This is a genomic window from Serratia sp. CoH_122_TC_1, from assembly GCF_058191755.1.
This window is the reverse complement of record NZ_JBXWLA010000028.1, coordinates 1-13,065: the sequence shown is the minus strand read 5'-3', so window position 1 is coordinate 13,065 and position 13,065 is coordinate 1. Positions and strand designations below refer to the sequence as shown.

At 53.3% G+C, this 13,065-nt stretch carries 8 protein-coding genes and 1 pseudogene; 4 read left to right on the top strand and 5 right to left on the bottom strand.

Features of this window, described 5'->3' with window-relative positions; all coding sequences use genetic code 11:
* Positions 1–30 precede the first annotated feature (30 nt).
* From AC2FC2_RS25285 to yhjD, 3 genes and pseudogenes are all read right to left on the bottom strand, one after another.
* A pseudogene (locus tag AC2FC2_RS25285) lies at positions 31–810 on the bottom strand (CDP-diacylglycerol diphosphatase); the annotation flags it as partial.
* A gap of 92 nt (positions 811–902) precedes the next feature.
* The gene (locus AC2FC2_RS25280) at positions 903–2,225 is read right to left on the bottom strand and encodes an MFS transporter (RefSeq protein WP_209639390.1); all 1,323 of its coding nucleotides are present in this window, start codon (positions 2,223–2,225) and stop codon (positions 903–905) included.
* A 328-nt stretch (positions 2,226–2,553) separates the two neighbouring features.
* Positions 2,554–3,573 (bottom strand): inner membrane protein YhjD, encoded by a 1,020-nt coding sequence (gene yhjD, locus AC2FC2_RS25275; protein WP_265556086.1) that lies wholly within the window; start codon positions 3,571–3,573, stop codon positions 2,554–2,556.
* Positions 3,574–4,037: 464 nt separating this feature from the next.
* Between yhjD and AC2FC2_RS25270 the strand changes: the two genes are divergently transcribed.
* A complete protein-coding gene (locus AC2FC2_RS25270) occupies positions 4,038–4,904 on the top strand; it encodes a crotonase/enoyl-CoA hydratase family protein (protein ID WP_209639384.1) in 867 nt (288 codons plus the stop codon).
* Positions 4,905–4,920: 16 nt separating this feature from the next.
* Here AC2FC2_RS25270 and pdeR read toward each other — a convergent pair whose 3' ends face one another.
* Positions 4,921–6,915, bottom strand: a complete 1,995-nt coding sequence (gene pdeR, locus AC2FC2_RS25265) for a cyclic di-GMP phosphodiesterase (protein WP_490660093.1) — start codon at positions 6,913–6,915, stop codon at positions 4,921–4,923.
* 564 nt (positions 6,916–7,479) lie between these two features.
* Between pdeR and spy the strand changes: the two genes are divergently transcribed.
* Positions 7,480–7,980 (top strand): ATP-independent periplasmic protein-refolding chaperone Spy, encoded by a 501-nt coding sequence (gene spy, locus AC2FC2_RS25260; RefSeq protein WP_265556084.1) that lies wholly within the window; start codon positions 7,480–7,482, stop codon positions 7,978–7,980.
* Between the two features lie 70 nt (positions 7,981–8,050).
* On the opposite strand, the gene AC2FC2_RS25255 is transcribed toward spy, so the two are convergent.
* Complete coding sequence (locus AC2FC2_RS25255; protein WP_490660092.1) at positions 8,051–9,298, bottom strand: Tm-1-like ATP-binding domain-containing protein; 1,248 nt, start codon at positions 9,296–9,298, stop codon at positions 8,051–8,053.
* Positions 9,299–9,592: 294 nt separating this feature from the next.
* Between AC2FC2_RS25255 and AC2FC2_RS25250 the strand changes: the two genes are divergently transcribed.
* Both AC2FC2_RS25250 and AC2FC2_RS25245 read left to right on the top strand, forming a co-directional pair.
* On the top strand, positions 9,593–10,207 hold the full coding sequence (locus tag AC2FC2_RS25250; protein ID WP_209639373.1) for a TetR/AcrR family transcriptional regulator: 615 nt from the start codon (positions 9,593–9,595) through the stop codon (positions 10,205–10,207).
* 408 nt (positions 10,208–10,615) lie between these two features.
* The coding region (locus AC2FC2_RS25245) for a S8 family serine peptidase (RefSeq protein WP_490660091.1) at positions 10,616–13,065 on the top strand (2,450 nt) is incomplete at its 3' end.

Here is a 13,065-nt window from a genome sequence, read left to right as displayed (position 1 = left end):
TAAAAGCCCGCGGATAACCCGCGGGCTGTTTTACTTCAATACCTGGCAGTCATGATCCTGGATTTCTTCTGACGAAGCCAAAGTAAATGGCAGCAGGCTGCGCTCAGTGGCCAGCAACAGAAAATCACCGCTCGGTAATGCGGTCATTGCCAATCCAAAACTCCCCATACGCCCGTTTGCTCGTGCAACCCCCTCAGATAACAAGCGGAAAGCACCCTGTTCATTGAGCTCCTCAGGGGTTACCCGGCGCGCTAAATAATCATGGCCCAGCAGGCCGCCAGGTATTGGCTCCCACTGCTCGCTGTAATCTGCCGCATACTGCGCCAACCGCGTTTTTACCGACGGCAGCAGGCAGGAGATATGAATGTGCAACTGATTCTGAGTGCGGCCATAGGCTGAATTAATCGCCAGCGAAATATCGGCGTCGTCGATCGCCTTGCCATATTTATCGGCCATAAAGTGCCGCGCCTGCCAGGCTTGCTCAAAGAAGTTTGGGGTGGTGGCCGCCAGTACCGCGGGGCTTTCAATACCGGTGATTCTGGTGCTTGGCATCAGCAGATACTGCAGTGGCCCGTTACGGTCTTTGAACACCACAAAGCCGGCCTGTGGGTCGACCTGCGCACAAGGTGCCGGATTGTTATGCGCCTGCTGGTTGGGCAGGCACTGTTGGCTAACGATACGCCACAACGCGCTCGATTGGGGAGGCTTTACCCATATCCAGAGCGCAGCGGTAATCGCAATGGCGGCCATCACCAACGGCGCAACGTACAAAAAGAGCCTGCGGCGCAGAGACATGATTGATTTCCGTTTCCGTAAAAAGAGAAGGGTTCAGCATAATCTGGTTTTATGACAGGTGACAGTGCGGGAAGTGCGGCCCGTATGACAGGGCCGCAGACGCAGGATTAAAGCGATTTATCTCGGGTTTCTTTCATCAGCAACAGGGCGATCAGCGTGAGGCTGGCCATCGCGGCCAAATAGAGACCGACATAGAACAAACCGTAATGGGTCGCCAGCCAGGTAGCGATATAAGGCGCCACCGCTGCGCCGAGGATCGAGGCCACATTGTATGAGAACGACGCACCGGTATAGCGCACCTCGGTCGGGAATAACTCGGGCAGAAGTGCGCCCATCGGGCCAAAGGTCAGGCCCATGATGCTCAGGCCGCACAGCAGGAAGCCCATCACCAGCGCTTGGTTGCCGGAACCCAGCATGCTTGGGAACAGGAAAGCAAAGGCGATCATCAGCAGGGTGATGACGATCATGGTCTTGCGGCGGCCAAAGGCATCAGCCAGCAGGCCGGCAATTGGCACCATCACGCCAAAGCCAATCACCGCCACCATCAGCATCCACAGGAAACTGTTGCGTGAATAACCCAACCCCAGCGGCTGCGGCGTCGTGCCGTAGGTCATGGAGTAAACCGTCATCAGGTAGAACAGTGTATAGGTTGCCAGCATGATAAAGGTGCCAAGGATGGTCACCTTCAGGTGTTTGCTCAGCAATGTGCCGAGCGGAATCTTCACCTGCTTGCCGGCTTTGGCTACCTTGGCGAATACCGGGGTTTCATGCAGTGATACACGCACATACAGGCCGATCAACACCAGTGCAGCGGACAGGATGAACGGCACGCGCCAGCCCCATTCCATAAACTGCCGATCTGTCAGCAGCCAGGAGAGTAACAGGAAGGTGCCGTTGGCGAAGAAGAAGCCGATAGGTGCCCCCAGTTGCGGGAACGAACCGTATAGCGCACGTTTTCTGGCTGGGGCGTTCTCGGTAGCCAGCAAGGCGGCGCCTCCCCATTCGCCACCCAGGCCTAACCCCTGGCCAAAACGCGCGAGCGCCAACAGGATAGGGGCGAAGATGCCGATGGTTTCGTAGCTTGGCAGCAAGCCAATCAGTACGGTAGAAATCCCCATGGTGAGCAGCGAGGCGACCAGCGTCACCTTGCGGCCTACACGATCGCCGAAGTGGCCGAACAGTGCCGAACCAATCGGGCGTGCGATAAAGGCGACGGCGAACGTAGCCAGCGACTGTAGCGTGGCGGTGGTGGGATCACCCTGCGGGAAAAAGATATGTGGGAATACGATCACCGCAGCGGTGGCGTAGATATAAAAATCGAAAAACTCGATGGCGGTCCCGACCAGCGAGGCGACAATCACTTTTCCGCGTGAGTTGACTGGCGTTGACGCGTCGTCGGCGTCCAGAGTTGGTGCGATGGAGGCTTGCATAATTTTTCTTATATTTTGAATGTGTAAAAATCCATATTAGTCATAGCAATATGCCTTTTCAATGCTGAAACTTTGCACAATAGCGTGATTAACCGGTTAAAAAGCTTAATGTTTCACTGGCGTGTTTCTACGTGGTTTTTAACGTTGCAAAATGAATGATATGCAGACTGAATATCTGTAAAAGTCGGAAAGAAAAGTGAGTGGGTAGTTTGTTGTGCTGGTTTCGGTGGGTTTTTTTGCTTATTTTTGGTTTTATATACTGGTTTTGTCGCTGTTTGTTGAAATAAAAAACCGGCCATCAGAGTGTGGCCGGTATGATTGCGTTGCTTCAGGGATCGGTGCGTTCCGACGAGGGTAACGTTTTATCCTCTTTATACTGTGCCGTGGCAATCCAGGCGGCGCAGAACAGCGTCAAACGTGCGAAGAAATAGAAGAAGGCCATCAGCCCGATGACTGAACCAAAGGCAGCGCCGGAAGGCGATTTAGCCACCTGCGGCAACGTCATGGTCATCACAAACTTAATCACCTCGAAACCGATAGCGGCAAGCAGCGTGCCGCGTAACAGCGCCTTTTTCTTTGGTTTATGCCGCGGCAGCATCCAAAATATCCAGAGGAACAGCAGGTAGTTAGCGAAAATAGAGATAGACAGTGCGATCAGCGTCAGCGCCGGACGCAGCCAATCGATACCTTCCAGGCCCAAAGCACGGACGATCGTCGCCTGCGCCGAGCCAGCGATGGACGTCAGCGTTAGCGTAATAATCAGTGCCACCACCAGACCGGTTAGTGAGATAAAGTCACGGGTGTATTTGAAATAGATTTTTTCCTGGTCCTGCGGATTGCGTTCCCAGACGTCACGCGATTGCGCGCGGATCGCCTCACGCAGGTTGCCCATCCAACTGATCCCCGAATACAGCGCCAGCGCCAGGCCGGTCAGCCCCACGGTCGTACGCTGCTGAATGGCGGTATTAACGGTATTTTTGAGCGTGCTGGCCAGCGTCGGGTCACTGATGCTACCGACAATTCTATTAATCAGCTCGGTCAGCAGGTCGGGATTGGATGCCAGCACAAAACCGACGGCGGCGAAGGACACCATCAATATCGGGATCAGCGACAGAAACGAAAAATAGGTAATGGCGGCGCCAAATTGGCTGCCCAGACGATCGTTAAAGCGCTCGGTGGCACGCAGCAGGTGGGCGATGCCTGGTCGGGCCTTGATGCGCTCAACGAGGCGTGAAAAACCGGAAATACGCCGGTCGATTTTCTGATGGCCGGTTTTGATGGCGATCAGCGGTTTTTGTGCCGCTTCACTGTTGGGCTGATGGGGGGCTTTATCTGATCCTATAGGCATTACGTCACGATTTCCTTAACGATAAATATACCCGTCATATTTCAAATTACCTGTGCGTTGGCTGCTATCACTTACCTGAGTCACTTACTCAAGTAAGCTCATCGGGACACGCCTAGTTGCCACCTTCCTGCAACTCGAATTATTTAGGGTAGAGGCTCTTTCAGCTTTGATTATAGCCAAAAGGCACGCCGGTTTGGCCGCAAGGGCGGCAACTGGCCAGTTTTTGAGCTTAGCGCGTTCACCGCACGAGTGAAATGCTACTGCCCATCGTTAGGTAAAATTCTTATGCCAGCCGCGTGTCAGCGCGGTTTTTTTCATTCACTGACCTCCAATTTTTATCTGTTTCATCACCAAGAAAGCGTTTACTCATGATGTGGCGCTGCGGTTTATCGACCGTCGCGTTGCTGCAGCCGTAGGGGCTGGAACGGTTTTAACTGTCATCAATAGATAAAATGGAAGGTCATATGAAATTGCTAAATCATCCCACCTGTCGTCCGTTTACCGAGGCGGGCAATTTGACACAGATTTCTGCTTACTATGAAGAGGGTCGGCACATCATGTGGATGCTGTTGCGCGCTGAGCCGCGCCCCTGTTTCAACCAGGCGTTAATTGAAGACATCATGACGTTGGCGCAGGCGGCCAAAGAGTCATCGTTGCAGTTTGATTTTTGGGTCACCGGCTCGTTGGTGCCGAATATGTTCAACGTCGGCGGCGATTTGCAGTTCTTTGCGGAGGCCATTAAAAACCGCAAACGTGAGGCCATGATGGCTTACGCACGTGCTTGCATCGACTGTGTACATGCGGCAGCACGCGGATTCGACACCGGGGCAGTCAGCATTGCCATGGTGGAGGGCAGCGCGCTGGGTGGCGGTTTCGAAGCCGCATTGGCGCACCATTTTGTTTTGGCGCAGAACAATGCACGTATGGGGTTCCCAGAAATTGCCTTTAACCTGTTTCCCGGCATGGGCGGGTACTCGCTGGTGGCGCGCAAGGCAGGTATGCGTCTGGCGGAAGAACTGATTTGGGGCGGTGAGTCGCACACGGCGGAGTGGTTTGAAAGCCGTGGGCTGGTTGATCAGCTATTCCAACCCGGCGATGCCTACGTGGCTACGCGTACCTTCATTGATACTATCCGGCCTAAATTGAACGGCATGCGTGCCATGTTGCGTGCTCGCCAGCGGGTGCTGCAATTGACGCGTTCGGAATTGATGGATATTACCGAGGATTGGGTGCATTCGGCCTTCACCATTGAGGAGAAAGATCGCGCCTATATTGAACGCTTGGTTATGCTGCAGGATCGTCACACGCTAAACCTGCGTCGTGCAGGCTAATATGACTCCGCCCGCATCACGCTGAGGGGGATTGCGGGCGATAAGACTGCAGCCAATGCTCCAGCTGTTCCGGGAGCATTGGCCGCGCAAACAAAAAACCCTGTTTTTCATCAACGCCGACCTGGTCGAGGAACTGGTTCTCGCTTTCGGTCTCTACACCCTCGGCAATCACCCGGAATTTGAGTGCTTCTGCCGCTGCAACGATAGCGCGTACCAGCGATTGTGAAACGGGATTGAAATTCACGCCACGAACAAAACTTTTATCCAGTTTGATGGCGTCCAGCGGAATACGCGACAGCTGTGCCAGTGAAGAGTAACCCGTGCCAAAGTCATCCAGATGGACTTGCGCGCCCAGCTCGCGTAGCCGGGTGATCACCTCTCGCGCCCGTTTTTCGTCCTCAATCAGGCTGCTTTCTGTTAGCTCGAAGTCCAAGAGGCAGGGCATCAACTGATTCTGTTGCAATACCTGCGCGAGATCCGCAACGATGGAGTCATCCACCAACTGCCGTGCAGAAAGGTTGACTGCGATCCGCAGTGCTAACCCATGGCGTTTCCAGTGTGCGGCCTGTTTGGCGGCAGTTTGCAGAACCCATCGGCCGAGTGGCCCGATCCGGCCGGACTCTTCGGCGTAAGAGATAAATTGCAGGGGGGGAATCAGGCCGCGTTCGGGCGAATCCCAGCGTACCAGGGCTTCCACGCTGCACACCTTGCCGCTGAGCGCTTCAATCTTGGGCTGGTAGTACACCACCAGTTGATTCTGCTCCAACCCCTTACGCAGGTTGGTATCCAGCCACATATATTCTGCGACGCGTTTGTTCATCTCTGGCGAGAACACGGTGTAGGTGCGTTTACCCTGTTCTTTGGCGACATACATGGCGGTATCGGCACTGCGGATCAGACTGTCGATATCGTTGCCATGTTCAGGACACAGCGCGATGCCGATGGAACAACCGGTATAAACCTCGATGAGGCCGATACGGAAGGGCGTTTTCAATCGGTCGATAATATGCTGAGCGAGCTGTTGTAACGTCTCACGGTCGGCTTCTTGGGCTAACACCAGAAACTCATCGCCCCCCAGGCGAGCCAGGGTTTGGTCTGGTTCGAGGCAACCAAGAACCGCCAGTGACACTTCCACCAGTAAACGATCGCCAAACATATGGCCGTAGGCATCATTCACTTTTTTAAAGTTGTCGAGATCGAGATACACCAGTCCGATGTTGTTGCCATCGCGCGTGGCTATCGCTTGGGTGATTTTGTCCTGAATGGCATTGCGGTTGGGCAGGCCGGTAATGATGTCGGTATTGGCAAGTACGCGCAGGCGTTCCTGGGCGCGACGCTCTTCGGTGATGTCGGTACCGGAACAAATCAGAAAGACTTCATTTTTACCGCTGCCACTGTGCACGAACTTATTACGGAACAAAAATAACCGCTCGCCCTTCACCGTTTTGATCCAGCGCTCGACTTCATAGGACGATCCGTTGCGGAAAAAACCGGCGATATTGCGTCGCGACGCCGTGGCTTCTTCCGGACTCATAAATAATTGAAAGACGTTTTTGCCGATAACATCATGTTCGTGCAGACCGGTGTATTCTTCGCTTAGGCGGTTGAAGCGCTGGATGCGTCCATGCTGATCGACGATCACAATCACAGAGTTGGCTTCTGACACCACTTGCTCGGCAAAGGAAAGGCCGTGCACCAGATCGCGAGCGACCGATTGGGTGTCACTGAAGGCGGAAGCGGTGCCCGCCCACTCCAGATTGTTGATCCGACGACCGACCAGGTGCAGGTGTATTGGCTCTCCGCCCAGCGTTATCGTGATATCCAAGCTGGCGGTAATACCGCTAAGACGGCGGATTTTTGCAGCCTGCATGGCGTTGAGCGCCACAGCCATATGTGTTTTGCCTTTGACTGCCGATAACGCCAGGGCATTGCTGTCAAACGCCAACCGCCAATAAGGGCTGTTGGTGCCAAAGTGGGCGTTAAGAAGCATAGGGCCTTGGTCTGCGAACATGATGATTCCTCAAATGGGCACGACAGCCAGAGCTGTGCGATGAGCGCAACAGCAGGTTTCTGGCCCGTTAGTGGCCGTAGTGCACGTATCTCCATCATATAACACGTTTTTCACTGTCGGTGGACGAAACTATTATATAAGCAATAATTAGTTTTGCCCTGTAAACGACACATTGCCACCCGTTGCCTTAGAGTGTAAGTGAGAACCTGCTGATTCGAGAGGTTAGTACGATTTTTGCGCACAGATGCCTTCATCGTCTTGTTGCAGGACGGTTGTAGCAGAGGGGACTAAATTATAATAAAGCGAGTGGTTGTCAGGAATAATCCTATAGCGCTGAACGTCATGTTGAGGTGGGTGTTAAGCCAGTGTGAAATCAAAATTTCCGCATACCAGGCACTATCTTCATAATTCACTCATTATTGGTGACTAAAACTGTTTTGGGCTTTAATAAATTTACACTCCATCGCATTACTATATATTTATCAGACTATTATTATCTCCGAAGAAAGAAGAGCCTGTTCACGTACAGCGCTCCTGATGAAGAATAACGTTAAGGAAATGATTATGCGTAAACTGACTGCTTTATTTGTTGCCTCTACTCTGGCGCTGGGTTCTGCTTCTATGGCTTTTGCTGCGGACACCACAACGGCACCGGCGACGGCTGACTCATCGGCTGCACCGATGAAAATGATGCACCATAAAGGCGAAGGCAAGGGTGGGCCATTTGCGGGCCTGAACCTGACAGAACAACAGCGCCAACAGATGCGCGACATCATGAAGGAATCGCACCAGAAGCGTGGCGCAGGAATGAAAGAGGAGCGTCAGGCACTACATAGTCTGGTCGCTTCCGACAGCTTCGACGAAGCCAAAGCGAAAACGCAAATTGATGCCATCAGCAAAACGCAATCCGAACATATGTTGGAACGCGCGAAAGCTGAAAATAAAATGTATAACCTGCTGACGCCTGAGCAGAAAAAACAATACAATGAGAATTATCAGAAACGCGAACAGAAAATGATGGACCACATGAATAATATGAAGTCGAAAACTACGACTGCACAGTAATAATTTCATGAGGTAAGTAAAAAGGGCCAGATAATAATCTGGCCCTTTTTATTTTTCGTGGCGAAAATATTCACTCCGGCGAGTGTAATGGATAAGTTGCATCCAGTTTGCTGGCAATGTGCTGAAATTGCTCGGTAATAACCTGCGAAAATCGCGGGTCGTTAATATGATAATCCGTTTTTATCAACTGCCGTTTTTTTGTCGGCTGCATCGTGCTTTCCAGCGCTTGAACAAAAGCGTCTAAAGCTAACGGATCCCAAAAGGGCTGCCCTGGCGCATCCAGTGCGGAGACCCCGCCTCCGGGGATCACAAAACGTATTTCGCCGGTGCATGCATTCATTTTTTCCCCGATCCAACGTCCTATCTGCGCATTCTCCTGTGGCGTGGTGCGCACCAGTGTAACCTGGGGGTTATGTTGATGGCGTAGGCGTCCGGCATAGCGTGCCGGCACGGTGTCGGGCGACCCAAAATTGATCATGTCCATTGCGCCACAAGACAGTACGCAAGGGATACCGGTACGGGCGATGGCACCGAAACGCTTTTCATTGCAGGGCAGAACACCATCGAACAGATAATCGGCCACCTCAGTGATGGTCAGATCCAGCGCGGCACTGAGCAAACGGCTGTCGATCAACTTTTCCAGTGCTCTACCACCGCTGCCCGTTGCGTGGAATACCAAGCAGTCCCAGTGGGGCTCAAGCGCGGCAACAACGTTTTGTATACAGGGCGTGGTGACACCAAACATTGTCAAACCGAGCGCGGGTTTACCCTCGGCATCATCGTGGGAAGCAAAGCGTACGGCTCCTGCAATCTGGCACGCTGCATTATTCAGGACGCGCCGTGAAATACGGTTGAGACCGGCGATGTCTGTGACGGAGTACAGCATGGTGATATCGCTGTTGCCGACATAGGCCGAGACGTCACCTGCTGCCATGCTTGAGACCATTAATTTTGGCAGGCCAATAGGCAACTGCTGCATTGCTGGGGTGATAATGGCTGTACCGCCGGAACCACCCAGGCCAAGCAGGGCCGCAATATCGTGACGAGTCAAAATAAAGCGTTCGAAAGCGACGGCCATAGCGGCAATGGCTTGGCCCCGGTCATGACAAAATACGGCGTTAGCTCCCTCGGGGTGATAACGGGCAATGTCCGCAGCGCTGATATCGGTGAGTGAGTGCGTGGGAAGAAGACGCGTTGAGAGATCGACGGTCAAAGTAGGTAAAGCGAGGTTGGCGAGTGCCTGGCGAATATACTCCTGTTCTTGTCCTTTGGTATCTGCTGTGGTAGCAATGTAGATAAATTTTGAAGTATCAATCACTGCTTATTCCTGCGGAATTTATAATTTATTTATTAAAATTATAGTGTTATTTATTAATTTGAATCCCTGGTGTTGGCTATTTAATTCTGAATGATTAATATATCTACATAATGAGACGACAGTGTTATTTATGCAAGGCCAGGTGAGTTCAAAATGAGATGCTAGTCTCATTTTGGCCATCGAATGCCACCGACGAAGTGGAATACTGTCGGTTTTGTGGTTATCGCGTGTTGTCCCGGGACGGGGGAAGCGAACAAGTATGATGAGGTAGCTGTGGTAATAACTGCTTTTCCCATGAAACAGGACCAAACTCTGACGTCGACTCGGGCAAGAACCCATCGTTTATTGCTGGCCAGTGCCATGGCGTTGTATGACGAAGGGGTATTTCCTTCCATCACCGAGCTTGCCGCACATGCGCAGGTATCTCGTGCTACTGCCTATCGTTATTTCCCCACCCAAAGTGAATTGATTGCCGCAGTTGTGGCCGAAAGCCTGGGGCCGATTCTGGAATGGCAGCCACAGGATCAGGACGCGCTGAAACGCATTCAGCAACTGCTCACTTTTGCTTATCCCCAAATGGAGCAGCATGAAGGGGCTTTGCGTGCCGCGTTGCAGCTTTCGTTACAGCAGTGGGCGAAAGCGACACCGGGTGAAAAATTTGTCCGCGGTAACCGTAAGCGCCTGCTTAATCTGGCGGTCGAACCACTCCGGGATAAACTGCCGTCTGAAGCCCTGCAACGAGTCATTCATTCTTTTTCTTTGATTTATGGCTCGGAAGTTTTCCTGGTACTGAAAGATATCTGGGGGCTGGATCTCGACGGCATTCAGGATGTAACGCAGTGGATGGCGAAAGCCATTATTCGTCAGGCCGAAGAAGATGCGATGAACAGCAGAAAACCGCTAGCATGATAGTCCAATTTTTACAGCCATTCTCAGCGAAAACCAGCAGATTTCACTGAGTGAGTATTGGCAATTGTTATAATTTAAAGTGATAAAAAGAGCGTTTTAAGCATTTTAAAATAGGCTGGATGGGTGGTCCCCATTCGGCTTTTTTTGTTTCTATTATCTATATTTATCAGATAATTATTTCTGTCTTTTGCTGCGAAAAACGGAGCATTCCCCGACTTTTTTAACCATTGAATTTCCTTATATCTCCCCACGTTATTTGCCCCTTAATTGCATTCTCCTGTGACGTCCCTGCGCCTTTGACACATTAGGCGTGCTTGAGATTGTTGTGCTTTATTTATTTGGTGTTACGAAACTGTTACACAAAAAAATCAATAAGACATTTGCAAACAACAATGGACGGTATCTGGGATGGAAAATAGACGTAAAGGAGTCAAGCCTGTTCAGGCGGCCTTCGGCTGGCCTGAAATTGGTGTTAATCGTGCACAGTGGAGTGCGATGCTTTTTTGCCTGGCGGCGATCGGTGGAGTGCAAGCGGCACCCTATATAGAGAACGGTAAATCGGGTGATCCAGCCAGCTGGCGCAGTAAAGAATTCAACGCAGAATGGGGCCTGGGGGCAATTCACGCCGATCAGGCCTACGCCGCCGGTTATAGCGGAAAAGGCGTAAAGCTTGGCATTTTCGATCAACCGGTATATGCCAAGCATCCGGAGTTCGCCAGCCAAGACAAAGTGATCAATCTGGTCACTACGGGTATCCGCGAATACACCGATCCCTATATTCCCGTGAAAAAAGGGGATGCATTCCGCTATGACGGTACGCCGAGCGTAGATTCTGACGGCACGTTGGGTTCACACGGCACACATGTGGGCGGCATCGCTGCCGGTAATCGCGATGGCGGCGAGATGCACGGTGTGGCGTTCAATGCACAGATCATCAGTGCGGAAAATGGTGATCCGGGGCCGGAGGACGGCATCATTCTCGGCAACGATGGTGCGGTGTATCAAGCGGGCTGGGATGCGCTGATCGCCAGCGGTGCACGCATTATCAACAACAGTTGGGGTATCGGCATCACCGAGAAGTTCGATCAGGGCGGCAAGGATCCGGCCTATCCCCACTTCACGCTCGCCGACGCACAGAAACAGTTCGATCAAATCAAACAAATTCTGGGTACTAAAGCCGGTGGTGCCTATCAGGGTGCGATCGATGCAGCACGCAGCGGCATTGTTACCATTTTTGCCGCCGGCAACGACTACAACCTGAATAACCCGGACGCGATGGCCGGGCTGGCCTACTTTGTGCCAGAAATCGCCCCCAACTGGCTGTCGGTCGCCAGCCTTCAGGATCCGAAGAACACCGGTGATTACAGCATCAGTACCTTCTCCTCACGCTGCGGTTATACCGCCAGCTTCTGCGTTGCCGCGCCGGGCACCAAGGTATACAGCTCGATTATCGAAGGTAACAGCGTTGATAACCTGACCACCGGCTATGCCAAATACAGCGGGACTTCAATGGCGGCACCCCACGTGGCCGGCAGTGTCGCGGTGCTGATGGAGCGCTTCCCGTACATGACCGGTGCGCAGGTTGCCACGGTGTTGAAGACCACCACCACCGATATGGGCGCACCGGGCATCGATGCGCTGTACGGCTGGGGGATGATCAACCTGGGCAAGGCGATTCACGGTCCGGGCATGTTTGTTACCGAGCAGGATATTCCTGAAGAATTTCGGGTTAGTGGGGCTTACGGCCCTGAGCAGTTCGTCGTGAATCTGCCGGGTGTTGGCGCGGTGCTGGACAAGGGCAAACCGACCGAACGTGTGTGTGACGATATTCATTGTGGGCTGGATGTTTGGAGTAACAACATTGCCGGGCATGGTGGCTTGACCAAACAGGGTATCGGCACGTTGGTGCTGACCGGCAATAACAGCTACGCCGGACCCACGCTGATCAATCAAGGTCTGTTGGCGATTAACGGTTCTGTCACGTCGGACGTTAGGGTGCAAAACGCCGGCGTACTGGGTGGCTCCGGTACGGTGGGCTCATTGACCGCGCGCAGTGGCGGCACCGTGGCACCCGGCAACTCGATTGGCACCTTGAATGTGACGAATAACGTCAGCTTCGAACCGGGTTCGCGCTACGCGGTGGAAGTGGCACCGAACGGCCAGAGCGATCGGATCCAAAGCAGCGGATCGGCGACGATCGGCGGCGGTCAGGTCGTGGTGCTGCAAGAGCAAAATACTAATCTGTTGTCGCAAGGCAGCGTGGGTAGCCTGCTCGGCCAGCAGTACAACATCCTGACTGCCCAGCAGGGTATTAGCGGGCAGTTTACCTCTGCTTCAACGTTCTCTCCTTTCCTGGATGCCGATCTGGCTTACCAACCGAATCAGGTCACGCTGAGCGTCGGCCGTAACGACACCTCCTTTGCCAGCGTGGCGCAAACGCAAAACGAGCGAGCCGTGGCGGCAGCGGCAGACGCGCTGGCGGCGGGCAACCCGGTGTTCGAGAGCATCCTGAATGCCGGTTCAGCCGGGGAGGCCCGTCAGGCCTTCCGCCAGCTGTCGGGGCAAATTCACGCGGACATCGCCTCGGCACAGGTTAACGACAGCCGTTACCTGCGTGATGCATTGAACGGCCGCCTGCGTCAGGCAGAAGGGCTGGCAACTTCGCCAGACATCAAGGCGGACGACGACGGCGGAGCCTGGGCGCAGCTGCTGGGAGCCTGGGACCATGCGTCGGGCGATGCCAATGCTACGGGTTATCAGGCATCGACCTACGGCGTGCTGGTGGGGCTGGACTCGGCGCTGGCGGATGAATGGCGGCTTGGGGTGGCAACGGGCTACACCCGGACGTCACTGGACGG